Below are 18,762 nucleotides of genomic sequence, written 5' to 3' on the forward strand. Positions count from 1 at the left end.
ATGGCAACGGACTCCACCGCGCCCACCCTCGCCTCGCGCACCGCCGCCGAGGAACCCACGCTGCGCCGCGCGCTCGGCACGCGCCACCTGACGATGATCGCCATCGGCGGCTCGATCGGCACCGGCCTGTTCGTGGCCTCGGGCGCCACCGTGTCGCAGGCCGGCCCGGGCGGCGCGCTCGCGGCCTACCTGCTGATCGGCGCGATGGTCTATTTCCTCATGACCAGCCTCGGCGAGCTCGCGGCCTGCATGCCGGTGTCGGGCTCGTTCGCGACCTACGGCGCGCTCTACGTCGACGAGGGCTTCGGCTTCGCGCTCGGCTGGAACTATTGGTACAACTGGGCCGTGACCATCGCGGTCGAGCTCGCGGCCGCGCAGCTGGTGATGCAGTACTGGTTCCCGGGCACGCCGGCCATGCTGTGGAGCGCGCTGTTCCTCGGGCTGATGTTCCTGCTCAACGCGATCTCGGTGCGCGGCTTCGGCGAGGCCGAGTTCTGGTTCGCACTGGTCAAGGTGGTGACGGTGATCGCCTTCGTGGTGGTCGGCGTGCTGATGATCTTCGGCATCCTGCGCGGCGACCGGCCCGCGGGCTTCGGCAACCTCACGCTCGGCGACGCGCCCTTCGTGGGCGGCCTGCCCGCGATGATCGGCGTGGCGATGATCGCGGGCTTCTCGTTCCAGGGCACCGAGCTGATCGGCGTGGCGGCCGGCGAATCGGCCAACCCCGCGAAGAACATCCCGCGCGCGGTGCGCCAGGTGTTCTGGCGCATCCTGCTGTTCTACGTGCTGGCGATCGGCGTGATCGGCGTGCTGATTCCCTACACCGACCCGAACCTGATCAAGACCGACCTCCACGCCATCGGCGTGAGCCCGTTCACGCTGGTGTTCCGCCACGCCGGGCTGGCCTTCGCGGCCAGCGTGATGAACGCGGTGATCCTCACGGCCGTGCTGTCGGCCGGCAACTCGGGCATGTATGCCTCGACCCGGATGCTGTTCAACCTCGCGAAGGACGGCCGCGCGCCGCGCTGCTTCGCGCGGCTCACGCGCGCGGGCGTGCCGCTCAATGCGCTGCTCGCGACCACCGCGGTCGGCGCGCTGTGCTTTTTGACCTCGCTGTCGGAGAGCCAGGGCGTGTACCTGTGGCTCTTGAACCTGTCGGGCATGACCGGCTTCGTGGCCTGGCTCGGCATCGCGGTGAGCCACTACCGCTTCCGCAAGGGAATGATGGCGCAGGGGCTGGACCTGTCGCTGCTGCCCTACCGCTCGCCCTTCTTCCCCTACGGGCCGCTGTTCGCCTTCGGCCTGTGCCTGGTGGTCACGCTGGGCCAGAACTACGCCGCCTTCACGGGCGGGCGCATCGACTGGATCGGCGTGTTCTCGACCTACATCGGGCTGGTGCTGTTCGTGGCGGTCTGGTGGGGCTACCGGCTGGCGCGCGGCAGCCGCTTCGTGGCCTACAGGGACATGCACTTTCCGGCGATGCTGCGGCCGGCGCCGGGGCATGGGCTGGCGCCGGCGGACAGCGGGCAGGAACGCGGCGCGGCGTGAAAGGCCCGGCCCCACGGTTTCCGGTGGTCGATGCCGCGGGGAATGAAACGGCGTTGCAGGCACGCCGCAGCGGCGCCCTCGGTGTGTCTGAAGGTTAACCGCCCCACTTACAATCCCGGGCGCATCCCCTTTCCTCTCCCTCACGAGGCCTCGCCGCCATGCCCAAGAGCTCCCTGCGCACTCCTTTCAGCCTGACGCCCGTCGTGCGCGCCCTGTTCCTGGCCGCCGCGGTCGGTGCCACGGCGCTGCCCGCGCTGGCGGCGCCCGAGCACGAGGAAGTCGACCGCCTGATGCAGGCCGGCAAGCTCGAGGAAGCCTCGACCAAGGCCGACGCCTTCCTGAAGGACAAGCCGCGCGACCCGCAGATGCGCTTCCTCAAGGGCGTGATCCAGCTCGACACCGGCAAGCGCGCCGAGGCGATCGCCGCCTTCACCCAGCTCACGCAGGACGCCCCCGAGCTGCCCGAGCCCTACAACAACCTCGCGGTCATCTACGCGAGCCAGAATCAGTTCGACAAGGCGCGCAACGCCCTCGAGAGCGCGATCCGCACCAATCCGAGCTACGCCACCGCCCAGGAGAACCTCGGCGATCTCTATGCGCGGCTCGCGAGCCAGGCCTACAGCAAGGCGCTGCAGCTCGACCAGAACAACACCGCGGTCGCACCCAAGCTGGCGGTGATCCGCACGCTGTTCGTGCCGGCCGTGCCCGGCGCCAAGCCGACCGTGCTGGCGGCGGCGGCGCCCGAGGCACCGCGCCCGACACCGGCGGCCCCGGCCCCCGCCCCGGTCGCGAAGGCACCCGCCCCCGCTCCGGCGCCCGTCGCGGCCCCCGTGCCGGCGCCGGCGCCCGCACCGGTGGCCAAGGCCCCGGCGCCCGCACCTGCACCGGCCCCGGCCGTGGTCGCCAAGGCCCCCGAGGCTTCGCCCCCGGCCGCCGCGCCGGTCGCACCCGCCGCTTCGTCGAGTGCCAATGCGGAGGTCGAATCGGCCGTGCGCGGCTGGGCGGCCGCCTGGGCCGGCCAGGACATGGACCGCTACCTCGCCGCCTACGGCAGCGACTTCACGCCCGGCGGCGGCCAGAGCCGCAAGAACTGGGAAGAGGAACGCCGCGCGCGCATCGTCGGCAAGTCCAGCATCAGCGTGAACCTCGAGAACCTCGTGATCCAGGTCAACGGCCAGTCGGCCACCGCCAAGTTCCGCCAGGTCTACCGTGCCGACAACCTCAACATCTCCAGCCGCAAGACGCTGGAACTGCAACGCTCCGGCGGTCAGTGGCACATTCGCAAGGAAAGCGTCGGCGGCTAGTGGCAGACATCGTCCGGCGGGGCCGGCCTCAGATCCCAGAACTCCGGCGCGGCGGGAGCCTCCTTGCCGCGCTGATGGCCGCGTCGGCCCTCGTGCTCGCCATGCCTGCCGGCGCCGCCGGCAGCACGGGCAAGACCTCGCATGCCAAGACGGCCGGTGCCAAGTCGGGCAAGAGCGCTGCCGGCAGCAGCCGCTTGGCGCAGAAGGAAAAGGCCGGCGCCAAGGAAGCGCGCGGCACCCGCGAATCGCGCAGCGTGCGCGAAGCCCGGGAGGCCCGCGACGCCAAGGGCGGCAAGGCCCAGGCCCGCCTGAAGAAGGGGGCCGTGGCGACCGCGGCCGCCGCGACGGCCGGCACCGCCGCCGCGTCTTCCGAAGCCCGCAGCGCGCGCAAGGCGCCGCCCGCGGGCGCGATCCAGGAAGCCGGCAACGCCGAGGCGCGGCTGATCGCGATCTACGAACTCTTCGGCCGCGGCCAGCCGCGGCCCGCACTGGCCAAGGCGCGCGAACTGGTGCGCGACTACCCGAATTTCCAGCTCGCGCAGCTCGTGTACGGCGACCTGCTCGCCTCGCAGGTGCCGGCCGTGCACAGCCTCTCGGACGCCGCCAGCGTGGCGCGCCTGAAGGGCAACCCGGCCATGGCCGAGCTGCAGGAAGAATCGCGCCGCCGCCTGCAGGCGCTGCGCGAACGGCCGCCGCCGAACACCGTGCCCTCGCAGTTCCTCGAGCTGTCCACGCGCAGCCGCTATGCGATCGCCATCGATGCCTCGCGCTCGCGCCTGTACCTGCTCGAGAACGGCGACAAGGGCCTGAAGCTTGTGGCCGACTACTACATCTCGGTCGGCAAGTCGGGCATCGACAAGGCGATCGAGGGCGACGCGCGCACCCCGCTGGGCGTGTACTTCATCACCAGCAGCCTCGACCCGAAGTCGCTCAAGGACTTCTACGGCGCCGGCGCGCTGCCGATCAATTACCCGAACGCCTACGACCAGCGCCGCGGCAAGACCGGCGGCGGCATCTGGCTGCACGGCACGCCCTCGCAGCAGTACGCGCGCGCGCCGCTGGCCAGCGACGGCTGCGTGGTCATGGCCAATCCCGACCTGCGCCAGTTGCTGCGCAAGGTGCAGATCGGCGCCACGCCGGTCGTCACCGCGCGCAGCCTGCAATGGATTTCCCAGCCCCAGGCCGAAAAGGATGCCCAATCCTTTACCAGCGCGATCAATGCCTGGAAAGACGCCCGGACCCAGGGAAATGAAGCGCAATTGAAAAAATTCTATTTGCCGGATTTTCAGCGCCAAGCCAAAAAATCGGCCGACGGAATTTCAATTGTCCGCGACGAAATGGAATACGCCCAGGGCCGGCGTATTCAGTTAAAGGATGTTTCCTACCTCCATTGGCGCGACAGCGACGACACCATGGTCGCCACTTTCGGCGAGGTGTTCGAGGGGGAACGCAGCGGTCGGATGCGCCGCCAGTACTGGCTGCGCCAAGGCGGCGAGTGGAAGCTCTTCCACGAGGAAATCCTGGGCTGATCCCCCTTCGCAGGCAGGGTTGAGGCCCTGAACCTGTGATTTTTTGCGCACGGTCCAACCCTTTCTGGACTGTTACATCTGACCGTTTTCGGGTCGTGTCACGTAACACGTAACACGCATGTACCCGTAACGCGCCCCTCTCGCGCACCCCTGTTCCGTAACACTCCCTCCCGTCTTCATGGGATGTCGGTGCACGCCTACAGAGGGAAAAATCGTTTCCGAACTGTTACTCAGCGTCTCTGACCGACCGGTCAACCGATGTCCGTGGGAGTTGGCAGCCATCGTGCTAGCAATCCTTGACTAGCACAGCGGAACTCCCTTCCATCGGGTTTGCCTTGTTGATACACAGAGTTACGCCGGATAACATTCGCACCGCCAGCCCTTGTTAACGACTTTTTCTGAAAGGTTAATCATGCTCAACGCTATTACTCGTTTTATTCGTGATGAAGAAGGCGCTACCGCGCTGGAATACGGAATCATTGCAGGCCTGATTTCCGTGGTGATCGTGGGCGTTCTGCCCGGAATTGGCGACAAGCTCAAGGTGATCTTCGAAAAGATTTCCACCGCGCTGACCACCGCCGGCACCGCTCCTACCACCCCCTAGTCCGATCCGAACGTGCGTGAAATTTCGGCGTCGATTTGTTTGTTCTGGCTTCTTCTTGTCGCCATGTATGACTTCAGACAACGCCGTGTACCGAACTGGCTCGTGCTTGCCGGAGCCGCCCTGGCTCTGGCAGCACTTGCGGTCGGCAGCAATCCCTTCGACATCGATTGGCGCTCCAGCCTCATCGGGGCAGCCGCCGGTTTCGGTTTTCTCCTCATCTTCTACGTCGCCCGGCTCATGGGCGCAGGCGACGTGAAATTCGCAGCAGCCCTCGGACTCTGGGTCGGCCATGCCGCCCTGTTCCCGATCTGGGTCATCGGCAGCATCCTCGCGGCCGCCCACGGACTGCTCTGGCTTTTCACGCAGCGTTGGCCGCTGTATCCGCGACTCGAGAACCTGCTCTTCGGCCAGCCGATGCGGACCGACGGCACGCCTTCCGTGCGGCGCATCAAGTTCATTCCCTACGCGGCCTATCTCTCGCTCGCCACCATCGTGTGGATGTTCTGGGGCCGACAGAACTTCTAGGAGTTCGATCCGACATCCCCGCCCGACAGCCTTTCCATCGTCCGCCCCTCTTCACGATCGCAGCACATGATCAATCTGACCAAAATAATTGCAGCCGTTCTCGTGCTCCTGGCAATCGCGCTCGGCGTGTACGCATGGATGCTCAGCCGCCAACCGGTCGCCCCCGTTCGCCCCGCCGCGACGGCCAGCGCCCCCGACAAGGCGGCGCAGGCGCAAACCTACCCGGTCGTGATCGCGACCCGGGCGCTTCCCGCGGGGCAGGTGATTCCCGTCGAAGCACTGCGCGTCGAGCGCCTCACCATCAATCCGGCCGGTGCCTTCCAGGAAACGGCACCGCTCGAAGGCCGGGTGCCGGTCATCGACCTCAGCGAAGGCACGCCGCTCATCGAAGGCCAACTGGTGTCGGGACTGGCGTTGCGCGTGGCCGAAGGCGAACGTGCGATCGCCATCAAGGCCGACGAAGTCATGGGCGTGGGCAACAAGGTCCAGCCCGGCGATTTCGTCGATGTCTTCGTGATGTTCAAGTCCGACGGCAGGGACGTCGACCGCAGCCAGGCGCGCCTGCTGCTGTCGCGCAAGCGGGTGCTGGCATTCGGCACGGCCTCGGTCGATGGCCTGCCGTCCAAGGCCGACAAGACGGCCGCCGCCCAGCAGCAACGCGGGGAAGCGGCCCGCACCGCCGTGCTCGCGGTGCCCGTCGATGACGTCAACCGCCTGACGCTGGGCGAGAACAGCGGCCGCCTGCTGCTGGCCCTGCGCAATCCCACCGACATGACGGAACCGGATCCGAAGCTCTTCGCCGAACTGCCGACGGCACTGCAGCCGGCGCCGCTGAAGCCCGGCGAACCGCGCCGCGCGCCGCTCGAAGGCCTCGACCGTGCACAGGCCGGCCTCACCGCCGCCGACTTCGTCACCGGCGGCAAGCCCGGCGCGATCCGCACGGCGACAGTGATTCCGCGCACTTCCGCGCCGCGCGCCGAGGGACAGCGCGGCGGTGGACTCAAGGTCGAAGTGATCCGCGGCGACCGCAGCGAAACCATCAATTACTAATCGGCACCCAGCGCCAAGCCCATGCATCCCATGCAGGAAAAAAACACCATGACGCTCCAACCTCGCGCGACATCCGCAGGCCGTGCCCACCCCTTGCGCCTGACCGCCGTGGCGCTGTGCCTGATGGCACCGGGCGCATGGCCCCTGGCATCCGCGGCCGACGCGCAGGAAGTCACGCAGCGCGCGCCGATGCGCCTGCTGGTGGACGCCGGCACGCAGAAGGAACTGCTGATCCCCAAGGGCATCGAGCGCATGGCGATCGCCGACGAAACGGTGGCCGGCGTGGCGCTCACGCGCCAATCGCCGAATTCGGTGGCCGCGCGCCTGATCGTCACCGGCAAGGCGGCTGGCCGCACCACGCTGATGATCTGGGAGAAGGGCCAGTCGACCGCCACGGTCTACGCACTCGAAGTGCGCCGCCGTGCTTCCACACTGACCGGTTCGCTCGACAGCATGCCCGCGCACCAGGACGCGCGCGACACGGCATCGGCGGCCGGCGGCGAGAAGTCGGTGCTGGTCGACCGCTCGGTCGTCAACGTGCGCAGCAACACCGTGCAGGTCGAGGTCAAGGTCGTCGAGTTCAACCGCAGCGTGCTCAAGCAAGCCGGCCTCAACATCTTCAGCACGCGCGCCAACTCCAACGGCTTCAGCTTCGGCGTCTTCACGCCCGCGTCGCTGAGGTCGGTGACCTTCCCCGGGACCGGCGGCATCAACACCGAATACAACACCCCGCTCGCGCAGGCCTTCAACCTCCTGTTCGGCTTCAACAAGGCCGGCATCGGCCTGGACGTCGGCTTCCTCGAAGGCAACGGCATGGCGCGCGTGCTCGCCGAACCCACGCTGGTGGCCCTGTCGGGCCAGAGCGCCAGCTTCCTTGCCGGCGGCGAACTGCCGGTGCCCGCGCCTCAGGGACTGGGTACCACCAGCATCGAATACAAGCCCTTCGGCATCGGCCTCACGCTCACGCCCACCGTGCTGTCGAACGAACGCATCGTGCTGAAGGTGGCGCCCGAGGCCAGCGACCTCGACTACACCAATTCGCTGAGCATCGGAGGCGTGGCCGTGCCGGCGATCAGCACCCGCCGCGCCGACACCACGGTCGAACTCGGCGATGGCGAGAGCTTCATCATCGGCGGCCTCGTGAGCCGCACCACGACCTCGAACGCGGACAAGGTGCCGCTGCTCGGCGACATCCCGGTGCTCGGTACCTTCTTCAAGCAGAACAAGTACCAGATGAACGAGAAGGAGCTGGTGATCCTCGTGACACCGCACCTCGTGAAGCCCATCGCCCGCGACACCGACCTCACGCCCTACCTGCCCGGCGGTGCCGAGCAGCGCGACGGTCCCGTGTGGCGCGCGCACCTGCTGGGGCCGGCTTCCGGCACGGCGGTGCCGGGCTTCTCGCGTTGATGGAAACCAGCCACGCACGCCCTGTGGCAGACGCCATGAACGCCCCTCGCGACAGCCTCCCCGAGACCGGCGCAGAGACCTATCTCTTCGCCTCGCCGAACGTCGGCCACATCACGTGGCTGACCGACGCGCTCGGCAAGCTGGGCACGGTGGTGGTGCTGTCGCCCGACATCAAGTCGATCGACGAACGCATCGCCCTGCTCGGCCCGGTGGCCGTCTTTCTCGACTTCTCCGGCGACCACGCGCAGGCCGCGAGCGAACTGCACCAACGCCTGAAGCGCGACTGGCAGGCACTGCCGGTGCTGGCCACGGGCGTGTCGGCGGAACCGGCCTCGATGCTGGCCGCGCTGCGCGCCGGCGTGGACGACTTCGTCGACATGGCCGCGCCGCCCAGCGACGCGGTCAACACGCTGCGCAAGCTGCTGGACAGCCGCAGCAGCCTGCAGAGCGGCACGCGCGGCTGCACGCTCGCGCTGCTCGGCGCGCGGCCGGGCCTGGGCGTGACCACGCTCGCGACCAGCCTGTCGCTGATGCTCAACGACCTGCTGACGCAGGCGCCCGCCAAGGCGCCGGGGCGCAGCGCGCGCCACGGCGTGGCCCTGCTCGACCTCGGCCTGCCTGCGCGCGACGGACTGCTCTACCTCGATACGCAGAGCGGCTTCAGCTTCGTCGAAGGCGTGCGCAACCTGCGCCGCCTCGACCAGACCCTGCTGCACACGGCGCTCGCGCATCACACCAGCGGCGTGGCGGTGCTGCCGCTGCCCGCGAACCTCGCGCAGGTGCGCGAGATCTCGCACTCCGACTCGGTCGCGCTGATCAAGCGGCTCGGCGACTTCTTCGATTTCCAGATCGCCGATCTCGGCGGCTTCTCGACCATCGACTTCGTGGCGCAGACCGCGAAGGAAGCGCAGCGCTGCTGGGTCGTCTGCGACCAGAGCATCGGCGCCATCGTCTCCACCGCGAACATGCTCAAGGAACTGCGCACGCGCGGCCTCGAGACCGACCAGATGTCGCTGGTGGTCAACAAGTTCGACAGCCATGTCGGCCTGTCGGCCAAGGACATCGCCGAGCGGCTCGAACTGCCGCTGCGCCACGTGCTGCCCGCGCGCAGCACGCAACTGCTGGCGGCCTCGAGCCGCGGCGAGATGCTGGTGCGCACCGCGCGCAACGACCCGTACTCGCAAGCCATCGCGGGCCTCGCACGCGGCCTGCACCAGGAATACACCTCTGGCTCCAGCCAGCAGCCGGCGAAGGACCCACGCTGGACGGCGCTGATGTCGAAAGTCACCGGCTTCCGCAAGAGCCCCACCCAAGGTTGAACAGCCCATGTCCACCGATATCGAATTCGCCGACGACGACCAGGCGTTCATCACCTCCCAGCAGTTCCAGGACATCAAGAGCTGGACGCACGATCACCTGCTCAGCCGCATCGAGGAGCTGGGCGCGGAGTTCGGCCGCTGGTCGCGCGCCTCGATCCAGCAGTTCGTCGAGCTCGAGGTCGACAGCTTCGTGCGCCTGCGCCGCGTGCCGATCAACGACCGCGAGATGCAACTCATCTCGGATGCGCTCACCAAGGAACTCGCGGGCTTCGGTCCGCTCGAGGACCTGCTCAACGACCCCGCGGTCGAAGACATCCTGATCAACGGCTACCAGAACGTCTACGTCTCGCGTCACGGCATCCTGGAGCGCGAGACCCTGCGCTTCGCCGACTCCGAACACGTGATGCGCATCGTGCGCCGCATCCTGGCGCCGCTGGGACGCCGGCTCGACGAAGCCAACCCGATGGTCGACGCGCGCCTGCCCGACGGCGGCCGCATCAACGTGATCATCGAGCCGCTCGCGATCGACGGCCTGTCGGTCTCGATCCGCAAGTTCCGCAAGGAGCCGCTCACGCCGGCCGACCTGGTCAAGCTCGGCACCTTCGACGCCGGCATGGCGCAACTGCTCGAGATCGCGGTGCGCGCGCGCTGCAACGTGCTCGTGAGCGGCGGCACCAGCTCGGGCAAGACCTCGCTGCTCAATGCACTGGCGAGCTTCATCCCGGCGCGCGAACGCGTGATCACCATCGAGGACACGGCCGAACTCTCGCTGAGCACCAGCCACGTGGTGCGGCTCGAGAGCCGTCCCGGCGGCTTCGACGGCCAGGGCGTGGTGTCGATCCGCGACCTGCTGCGCAACAGCCTGCGCATGCGGCCCGACCGCATCATCGTGGGCGAAGTGCGCGGCGCCGAGGTGATCGAGATGCTGCAGGCGATGAACACCGGCCACGAAGGCTCGATGGGCACGATCCACGCGAGCTCGCCGCGCGAATGCCTCTACCGGCTCGAGATGCTCGCGGGCTTCGCGGGCTACCAGGGCAGCGAAGTGAGCCTGCGCAGGCAGATCGCGAGCGCGATCGACTTCATCGTGCAGATCGGGCGGATGTCGAACGGGCAACGCCGCATCATCTCGCTGAGCGAAGTGACGGGCGTGAACGACAACGTCGTCGCGATGCAGGAGCTGTATCGCTACGAGCCGGTCGTGGCGCCGGACGGCGAAGAGCGCGACCGCTGGGTCAGCCTGGGCATCGCGCCGCACTCGCCGAAGATCACGCGCTTCCGCCAGGCCTTCGCGCGCGCGGGACAGGGAGACTCCCGTGCGTGACGCGGTATTGCTCGGCGTCGCGGTCGTCGCGCTGCTGCTGGCGGCGGGCGGCCTGATCCTTTGGCAATGGGCCAGGACGCGCCAGACGCGCCAGGCCGTGGGCCGGCACCTGTCGCAGCAGATTCAGGGCGGCGCGAGCGCCTCGATGCCCGCGCCGCTGGCGGCATCGGCCGCCGCGCGCAACCCGTCGCCCGTCGACAACCTGATCTCCGGCCTCACCACCGACCCCTGGCTCGAGACCGAGGCGACGCCTTCGGCGGCGCGGCCCAAGAACTGGCTGGAGAACGTCATGCCCGGGTGGCTGGAGGGCGTTCTGAAGCCTCGCACCCTTGCCTTCGTGGTGCTCGGCATCGTGCTGCTGTCGCTGATCGCCGGAGCGTTCGGCGGCCTGGCCGTGGCCATCGTCGTCCTGCTGCTGGCAACGCTCGGTGCCACCTTCGCGATCTGGCTGCGCCTGCAGAAGATGCGGCGCACGCTCGTCGGCCAGTTGCCCGGCTACATCGACGCGATGGTGCGCCTGATCACGATCGGCAATTCGACCCAGGCCGCGTTCCAGCTCGCCATCGGCACCACGCAGGAGCCGCTGCGCGGCCACCTCGAGCGCTCCGCTTCGCTGGTTCGTGCGGGCGTCGACCTCGACAAGGCCCTGCACCAGACGGCGACCAACGTCCGCATCGAGGAGATGTTCCTGCTGGCCTCGATCCTCGGACTGGGCGTGCGCTACGGCGGGCGCGCCGACCTGCTGCTCGAGCGGGTCAGCAACTTCATGCGCGACCACGAGCAGGCCGAGCATGAACTGGTGGCGATGTCGGCGGAAACCCGGCTGTCCGGCTGGATCCTCGGACTGCTCCCGCTGGGCGTCGGTGCCTTCATCTTCATGAGCAACCCAAGCTACTTCCTGGGCATGTGGCAGGACGACACCGGCAAGCTGCTCGTCCTGTCCAGTGGTGGACTCCAGTTGCTCGGCGGCCTGCTGCTCTACAAGCTCGCGAGGATCGCATGACGCTGACACCCGGCACCCTGACCGCCATCAGCCTCGCGCTGCTGGCCCTCGGCCTGCTGATCGCGGCCGGCACCCTCGTCGTGTCGGAACTGCGGCGGGCACGCAGCGGACAGGCGATCGGCAAGGCGATCCATCAGGGCACGGTGGCGCTCGCGGCCGGATCGGCCGACGCCGCCTCCGCGCTCGACCAGCCCTACAAGCCCGACGCCGACCTGCCCTTCCACTGGCTCGACTCGAAGCTCGGCCGCGCGCTGGTCGCGGACGAGGACCGCAACCTCATCGACCAGTGCGGCCTGAACTCGCGGCGCGCGCAGCTGATCTTTCTCGTCACCCGCATCCTGCTGGCCCTGCTGCTGCCCACGCTGACCTTCGTGCTGTGGGGCGAAGGACAGACCCGCGGCGTCGTGCTGTCGGTGTTCGCGGCACTGTTCGTGATCGGCTTCATGGGTCCCAAGTGGGTGCTCGGACGCATCGCCGCCAGCCGCCGCATGGCGGTCGCGCGCGAGCTTCCGCTGTTCGTCGACCTGCTGAGGCTGCTGCAGGGCGTGGGCCTGAGCCTCGACCAGAGCCTGCAGATCATGGCGACCGACTTCGCCCATGTCCTGCCGGTGCTGGGCTACGAGCTCACGCTGGCCAACCGCCAGTACACCCAGGGCCGCACGCGCGAGCATTCGCTGCAGCGCCTGGCCACCCTGCACCGCAACGAGAACCTCCGCAGCCTGGTCGGCCTGCTGGTACAGGTCGATCGCCACGGCGGTGCGGTGCAGGAACCCATGCGCGTCTTCAGCGACCGGTTGCGCGAACACCGGCGCTCCGAGATGAAGGAACGCATCGGAAAGATCACCGTGAAGATGACCGCGGTCATGGTCACGACGCTGCTGCCGGCCCTGATGATCGTGACGGCGGGGCCGGGCGTCATTGCAATCTTCCGTTCGCTGGGGACTGTCATCAAATGAAGCACGCCGCTCTTTCCATGCGCACCCCGCAATTGCGCGCCGCCCTGCTGCTGCCCGTGGTCGTCGCGATCGCGCTGGCGATCACGGGTTGCTCCGCCACCAAGGACCACTACGCCGCTGGCGAGGATGCTCAGCAGCGACAGGCCTTCGAGACGGCGACCGAAGCGAAGGCCAGCGCCAACATCGACACCCAGGCGACCTATCTCAAGGTCGTCGACCAGATGCAGCAGCAGGGCCTGTGGTTCGCATCGCTCGCGCACATCGACGCGCTCGAACAACGCTGGGGCGTGTCGCCGGATTCCACGCGCATGCGCGCCGACGCCCTGCGCCAGACCGGCCAGGCCGCGCCGGCCGAAGCCGCCTACAAGCGCCTGCTGGCCACGCCGCTGGAAAGCGCCGGCTACCGGGGACTGGGCCTGCTGGCAGGTGCACGGGGCAACTTCGCCGAAGCCACCCAACTGCTCAGACAGGCACAGCGCCGCACACCGACCGACGCCCTGCTGCTCAGCGACCTCGGCTATGCCAGCCTGCGCGCGGGGCAGTTCGACGAAGCGCGGCTGCCGCTGATGCAGGCACTGCAGCTGCGCCCCGACAGCACGCAGGCCCAGGCCAATCTCGCGCTCTACTTCGAAGCGACCAACCAGCGGGAACAGGCCACGGCGCTGATGGACGCGAACCGCATGCCCGAGGCGACCCGCGCCGCCGTGCGCGACGCGGCGCAGCAGATGCGGGGAACCCGGGGCCCGGTGGCGCCCGTCGCGACGGCACCTGCCGCGGACGCGGCACCCGTCGTTTCGGCGGTACCCGCGGCGCCTGCCGCACCGGTGGCTGTCGCACCTGCACCCGCACCCGACGCGGCGGCGGTTGCCACCCTCGCATCCGACGATGCCGCCGCGGTCATTCCGCTCGCGCTCAAGCCCTCGCGCTGGGCCGGCATGGGCGGCGTGCGCACCGCCAGCCAATTGAATCCTTCCGCCTCGGCCGCGGCCGCACCGCTCACACCGACCCCGATCACACAAGGCACACCATGAAGAACCAAGAATCCAACGGCGCCGTCTCCGCGCTGTCCGCCTGCGCGTTCGCCGTCGCGCTCCTGCTCGGCGCACCGAACGCATTCGCGCAATCCGATGCCGCCAAGCCCGAGGAAGCCGGTTCCAAGAGCGTGACCACGGTGAAGGTGCCGGATGCGCCGAAGGGCAAGGAGGCGCAGGCCGCGCCCGTTCCCCAGGCGCCAGCAGTCGCCGCGGCGCCCTCGGCGCAAGACGCACCCGATGCGCAGATGGTTGAAGTGGAAGAGGATGAGTTCGACGTTCCTCCACTCGAGGTCGGTGATGCCACCCTGAATCTGCTGGCATGGCAACGCAGCGGCGAGATCGCGTCGCGCACGCCGCGCCCGATCGCCGGCCCCGTGGCAGGCCGCAGCTACGAACGCTATCTCAAGAGCTTCGAATACCCGATCCCCGAGAAATTCAACTCGTCCGTCAAGTCGTCGGGCGACAGCGGTGCGGGCGGCAAGTAGGCGTCCATCATCGATCGCTTGATCCGAGGAGTTCGACATGAAATACATCCGCAGCCGACACTCGCCGTCCCGGGGGCAGCGCGGGATGTATGCGGTCGAGTTCGCCCTCGTGTTCCTGATCTTCTTCGCGGTGCTGTACGGGATCCTCAGCTACGGCATGCTGCTCGCGTTTCGCATGGGACTGCAGAACGCCGCGGAAGACGGTGCGCGCGCGGCGCTGCGCTATCAGCTGACGCTGCCGGCACGCGCGACGCGCGCCGTGGACATCGCCACGCAGCGCACCAGCTGGATGCCTGCGGCGATGAAGCCGCTGGCGGTGACGGCGGAGATATGCCGCGTCGAAGGCGCCGAGGCCACGCGCTGCGCGCCCGACAACTGCGTGCTCGGCACCGACTGGACCCAGCGCTGCCAGATCGTCGTGACCGTGAAGGCGGACAAGGTCAATCAATTGCTCCCGCCCATCCTGAGTCTCGTGTTCCCGAGCCAGATCGTGGGCAAGGCCAGCATGCTGTTCGATGGGAGGCCGTCATGACAGATCGTCCTTGCGGAATCGGCACCAGGCACGCCCTGCGCAAGCGCCAGCGCGGCATCGCCGCGATCGAGTTCGCCCTGGTCTTCACGCTGCTGTTCCTCGCGCTCTACGGCATCGTCACCTTCGGTGCGGTCCTGTACACGCAGCAGGTGGTGGCCCGCTCGGCGGAGGACGGCGCCCGCGCGGTGCTCCGGCTCGGAAAGACCGTGGCGATGAACGACCCGCGCGTGCAGGAAGCCATCTACGACGCCCTGGCCTCCTCGCTGATCACGCCGGCCAGCGTGGGCGTCGGCGTCGACCAGAAGAAGGACTGGCTGCGCTCGAAGATGGTGGCGCCCGAGATCAATACCTCCTCGCCCGACCAGATCACCATCAAGGTGACCTATCCGTACAGCAAGAACCCGGTGCTTCCCAACATCGTCCCGTGGACGAGCAGCTGGATGCCGACCAATCTTTTGGGCAAGGCGACGGCCGCGCGCCCCGCCGTATAGAGGCCACCATGCAATCGATCTCCCACGGCCGCCGCCGCCAACGCGGCTCGGTCATCATCAACACCGCGATCGCGCTGAGCCTCATCGTCATCGCGTTGATCGGGACCGAACTCGGCTACCTGTTCTTCATGAAGCGCGAGTTCCAGAAGACCGCGGACCTTTCGGCCCTGGCCGGTGCGCAGCGGCTGAGCGCCCTGGCCACGCCCAACGGGTGCGCCGCCGCCATCGCGGCCGCGACGACCAATGCCGGACAGAACCTGCCAGGCATCGCCATCGACACGCCCGAGTGCGGCAACTGGACCCCGGCGAACAAACCGCCGGCCACCGCCACCGCCTGCCTGACCGGCGAGGAGAACCGCTTCATTCCGGGAGGCCTGCCCTACAACGCCGTTCGCGTGCGGATCACGAAGGCACCGCCGACGCTGCTGCCTTTCTTCTCTGGCAGCCGCAACATCTGCGTGCAGGCCGTCGGCGCGCTGGGCTCGCCTGTCGCCACCTTCTCGGTCGGCACGAAGCTGGTGACGATCAAGAACGACTCGCTGCTCGGCCGTTCGCTGAAGAGCATCGGACTCGACCTGTCGGGCTCGCTGGGGGGATACGACGGCCTGGTCAATGCCAAGATCACTCCTTCGGGCCTGCTCAAGGAACTGGGCGTCACGGTCACCGCGGACATGACCGTGGGCCAGATCAACGCTTTGATCGATGCGAAGACCGTCAATCTCGCGGACATATTGAACGCCACGGTGAAGCTCGCCGGTTTGACCGAGCTGCTCCAGACCAACCTCGACCTGCTCGATGCGATCAAGGCGAAGATCGGGTTGAGCAGCCTGAACTTCTCATTGGGCAAATTGCTGAAGATCGCAGCCCCGGATTCCGCCGTAGGGTCGGCCTTGAACGTCGGTGTGAACGCTTTCGATCTTCTCTTCGCCGGGATCGGCATCGCCACGCAGAAGCATGCCCTTGAAATTCCCAGCCTGGGCGTCGCCAACCTGGTGAAAGCCAAGGTCGCACTGATCGAGCCACCGTCCATCGCGGTCGGTGGCGTCGGTGCCACCGCCTACACCGGTCAGCTCCGAACCTTCGTCCAGATCGATACAGGCAGCATTCCCGTGGTGGGAAGCATCGTGCGCCTGAATCTTCCCATCATGCTCGATGCGGTGACCGGCACCGGCACTGCCGCGGAGATGTGCACCGCCGGCCTGCGGACCTCGAGCGGTGTCGATCAGGCGCGGATCGCGGTGAAGGCATCGGTACTCAAGCTGTGCGTGGGACGTCCCGGCGCAGACCCCACGAAAGAGGACGAAATCTTCTCGACCAGCGCGAGCTGCGACGCGAACCTGACGAACGAGCAGTTGCTCAAGGTCAGTCTCCTGGGCATCAACCTGATCTCGCTGAACACGACGCTGAAGGTCAACCCGCTTCCGATCGACACCTCCGTGACCCTCGCCGCGGGCGAAACGAAGACCGTCGGCAACGATCTGCTGCTGGGGACGACGCTGAAGAACCTGACGAATGCACTGCTCGCGGCGCTGCTGGCCAACTCGATCAGCACGGGCACGACCCCCACCCCGGCGCAACGCGCCGAAATGGCCAAGGCACTCTGGGGAACGCCCGCCTGCACCACGCGCGATTGCAGGCAGACCCGCCTGGGACAGGTCAACGACAAGATCACCGCGGCCGCGAACGGATTGAGCGGCTTCCTCGGCGGTGTGGTCAACAACACGCTGGACCTCCTGAACCAGCTCGTGACGCTGAACGTGATCGGCCTCCTGCAAAGCATCGGCAGCCTGGTCGGTAACCTGCTGGGTGCCGTCGGCGACGTGCTCGGGGGCATTCTCGGCGGGTTGCTCGGCAATCAATGCACGGGTGGGGGCCTGTTCGGCGGCTCGGGCACGGACGCGGGATGCATCAACGAGATCGCGGACAGCCTGAAGAACACTTCGAGCGGCGGCTCCTCCAGTCCACCCAACGCGATCCTCTCGCTCGTCTCGTTCCTGCTGAGCGCGCTGCAACCGGTGCTGGACAGTCTCGGCAAAGATGTCCTGACCCCGATCCTGCAAAAGATCCTGGGCCTCCATCTGGGCCAGGTCGATGTCAACCTGCGCGCGCTGGACTGCAATGCGGCGCCCATCCTCGTCTACTGAAGAAGTGCAATACCCTCAGCCCCCCGCTTCGTTTCTCTCGAGCCAATGAGCGCCTCCCCCAATTTCGACGAACTCGACCTCTTTGTCTGGGAAGGAAAGGCCGACATCCTCGACCGCATCGCCCGCTGCATGGCGAGCTTCGATGTCGAGGTGATCCGGGCCGACGGCATGCCCCCGCCTTCGCAGGACCGCACGGCGGCGATGCGGCCGTCGGTGGCGATCATCAGCGTGACGGTCATCGATGGCGGCGGGCTGCCGCAGGCGACCGAGCTGCTGCAGGGCATGCCGGTGATCTGGGTCGCGGCGGCCTCGCGCGAGCGCGACTCGCGCACCTATCCGCCCGAGTACCTGCACGTGCTGCCCTACGACTTCACCTGCGCCGAACTGCGCACGATGGTCGCGAAGCTGGTGCGGCAACTGCGCGCGCGCGACGTGGCGCCGCAGCCGCTCGACGAACTGGTGGCGCACTCCGAAGCGATGAAGTCGCTGCTGGCCGAGGTCAATGCCTTCGCCGATTGCGACCACAGCGTGCTGGTGCGCGGCGAGACCGGCGTGGGCAAGGAACGCATCGCGCAGCAGCTGCACCTGGGCCACCAGAACTACAGCAAGGGCGCGTTCGTGGCGGTGAACTGCGGCGCGATTCCCGACGGGCTGTTCGAGTCGCTGTTCTTCGGCCACGCCAAGGGCTCGTTCACGGGCGCGGTGCATGCGCACCGCGGCTACTTCGAACAGGCCACGGGCGGCACGCTGTTCCTCGACGAGATCGGCGACCTGCCGAAGTACCAGCAGGTGAAGCTGCTGCGCGTGCTCGAGGACGGCGCGGTCACGCGGCTCGGCGCAACCTCGCCGATCCGGGTCGACTTCCGGCTGGTGGCGGCGACCAACCGCAACCTGCGCGAGATGGTGGCCAGCGGCGAATTCCGCGCCGACCTGTTCTACCGCCTCGCGGTGATCGAGTTGCACGTGCCCAGCCTCGAGGAGCGCGGCGAGATCGACAAGATCGCGATCTTCAAGGCGCTGCTGGCCAACGTGCTGGGCGACCAGCTCGAGGTGCTCGGCGAAACGCCGCACTGGCTCAGCGACGCGGTGGCCGAGACCTACTTCCCCGGCAACGTGCGCCAGCTGCGCAACCTCGCGGAACGCGTGGGCGTGATCGCGCGGCAGCTGCACAGCTGGGACCAGCACCTGATCCAGCGCGCGATCGCGCTGACCCGCGGCACGCCCGCGGCCACCGGGCCGGGCGGCGGCATGGGCCTGGGCGCGAACGCGGTGGGCACCAGCAGCGCCTTCGATGCCGCCGGCGGCGATCAGCGCAAGGGCTGGAACGGCAGCGAACGCAACCGCATCATCGCGGCGCTCGAGATCAACGACTGGAAGCGCCAGGACACGGCGCAGCACCTGGGCATCAGCCGCAAGGTGCTGTGGGAGAAGATGCGCAAGTACCAGATCCTCGACGGCGAACCGGGCATTCCGGAAGACGCCTGAGCGGCAACGCGGCCGCGCG

17 protein-coding genes are annotated in these 18,762 nt (G+C 68.0%); all 17 read left to right on the forward strand.

All coding sequences use genetic code 11. The features are described 5' to 3' along the window. The 17 genes from AC07PU_RS34300 to AC07PU_RS34380 all read left to right on the forward strand — a co-directional run bounded on the left by AC07PU_RS34300 (position 1) and on the right by AC07PU_RS34380 (position 18,743). Complete coding sequence (locus AC07PU_RS34300) at positions 1-1,548, forward strand: amino acid permease (RefSeq protein ID WP_495322661.1); 1,548 nt, start codon at positions 1-3, stop codon at positions 1,546-1,548. 158 nt (positions 1,549-1,706) lie between these two features. Further along, the gene (locus tag AC07PU_RS34305) at positions 1,707-2,852 is read left to right on the forward strand and encodes a tetratricopeptide repeat protein (protein WP_495322662.1); all 1,146 of its coding nucleotides are present in this window, start codon (positions 1,707-1,709) and stop codon (positions 2,850-2,852) included. 74 nt (positions 2,853-2,926) lie between these two features. Further along, positions 2,927-4,381 carry a L,D-transpeptidase family protein gene (locus AC07PU_RS34310; protein WP_495322663.1) on the forward strand — a complete coding sequence of 485 codons (1,455 nt, stop codon included), beginning with the start codon at positions 2,927-2,929 and terminating at the stop codon, positions 4,379-4,381. Between the two features lie 412 nt (positions 4,382-4,793). After that, positions 4,794-4,985, forward strand: coding sequence for a Flp family type IVb pilin (locus tag AC07PU_RS34315; RefSeq protein ID WP_495322664.1), 192 nt, complete (start codon positions 4,794-4,796; stop codon positions 4,983-4,985). 12 nt (positions 4,986-4,997) lie between these two features. Next, positions 4,998-5,510, forward strand: coding sequence for an A24 family peptidase (locus AC07PU_RS34320; protein ID WP_495322665.1), 513 nt, complete (start codon positions 4,998-5,000; stop codon positions 5,508-5,510). 66 nt (positions 5,511-5,576) lie between these two features. Continuing rightward, on the forward strand, positions 5,577-6,560 hold the full coding sequence (gene cpaB / locus AC07PU_RS34325; RefSeq protein ID WP_495322666.1) for a Flp pilus assembly protein CpaB: 984 nt from the start codon (positions 5,577-5,579) through the stop codon (positions 6,558-6,560). A gap of 123 nt (positions 6,561-6,683) precedes the next feature. After that, on the forward strand, positions 6,684-7,970 hold the full coding sequence (locus AC07PU_RS34330) for a type II and III secretion system protein family protein (protein WP_495322690.1): 1,287 nt from the start codon (positions 6,684-6,686) through the stop codon (positions 7,968-7,970). 35 nt (positions 7,971-8,005) lie between these two features. Further along, the gene (locus tag AC07PU_RS34335) at positions 8,006-9,289 is read left to right on the forward strand and encodes a CpaE/TadZ family protein (protein ID WP_495322667.1); all 1,284 of its coding nucleotides are present in this window, start codon (positions 8,006-8,008) and stop codon (positions 9,287-9,289) included. 7 nt (positions 9,290-9,296) lie between these two features. Next, positions 9,297-10,613 carry a TadA family conjugal transfer-associated ATPase gene (locus tag AC07PU_RS34340; RefSeq protein ID WP_495322668.1) on the forward strand — a complete coding sequence of 439 codons (1,317 nt, stop codon included), beginning with the start codon at positions 9,297-9,299 and terminating at the stop codon, positions 10,611-10,613. Further along, a complete protein-coding gene (locus tag AC07PU_RS34345) occupies positions 10,606-11,616 on the forward strand; it encodes a type II secretion system F family protein (protein ID WP_495322669.1) in 1,011 nt (336 codons plus the stop codon). The genes AC07PU_RS34340 and AC07PU_RS34345 overlap by 8 nt, the downstream gene beginning before the upstream one ends. Then, the gene (locus tag AC07PU_RS34350; RefSeq protein WP_495322670.1) at positions 11,613-12,572 is read left to right on the forward strand and encodes a type II secretion system F family protein; all 960 of its coding nucleotides are present in this window, start codon (positions 11,613-11,615) and stop codon (positions 12,570-12,572) included. Before AC07PU_RS34345 ends, AC07PU_RS34350 begins: the two co-directional genes overlap by 4 nt. Beyond that, on the forward strand, positions 12,569-13,603 hold the full coding sequence (locus AC07PU_RS34355) for a hypothetical protein (RefSeq protein ID WP_495322671.1): 1,035 nt from the start codon (positions 12,569-12,571) through the stop codon (positions 13,601-13,603). Before AC07PU_RS34350 ends, AC07PU_RS34355 begins: the two co-directional genes overlap by 4 nt. Next, positions 13,600-14,091 carry a DUF3613 domain-containing protein gene (locus tag AC07PU_RS34360; RefSeq protein ID WP_495322672.1) on the forward strand — a complete coding sequence of 164 codons (492 nt, stop codon included), beginning with the start codon at positions 13,600-13,602 and terminating at the stop codon, positions 14,089-14,091. The genes AC07PU_RS34355 and AC07PU_RS34360 overlap by 4 nt, the downstream gene beginning before the upstream one ends. Before the next feature lie 37 nt (positions 14,092-14,128). Then, entirely contained in the window at positions 14,129-14,623 is a 495-nt protein-coding gene (locus AC07PU_RS34365) for a TadE/TadG family type IV pilus assembly protein (RefSeq protein ID WP_495322673.1), read from the forward strand. Then, complete coding sequence (locus tag AC07PU_RS34370; RefSeq protein WP_495322675.1) at positions 14,620-15,114, forward strand: TadE/TadG family type IV pilus assembly protein; 495 nt, start codon at positions 14,620-14,622, stop codon at positions 15,112-15,114. Before AC07PU_RS34365 ends, AC07PU_RS34370 begins: the two co-directional genes overlap by 4 nt. 8 nt (positions 15,115-15,122) lie before the next feature. Continuing rightward, positions 15,123-17,258, forward strand: a complete 2,136-nt coding sequence (locus AC07PU_RS34375; protein WP_495322676.1) for a TadG family pilus assembly protein — start codon at positions 15,123-15,125, stop codon at positions 17,256-17,258. A gap of 45 nt (positions 17,259-17,303) precedes the next feature. Further along, the gene (locus tag AC07PU_RS34380; RefSeq protein ID WP_208511241.1) at positions 17,304-18,743 is read left to right on the forward strand and encodes a sigma 54-interacting transcriptional regulator; all 1,440 of its coding nucleotides are present in this window, start codon (positions 17,304-17,306) and stop codon (positions 18,741-18,743) included. Positions 18,744-18,762: the final 19 nt, after the last annotated feature.

Source organism: Variovorax sp. GW821-FHT10D07 (assembly GCF_059415325.1).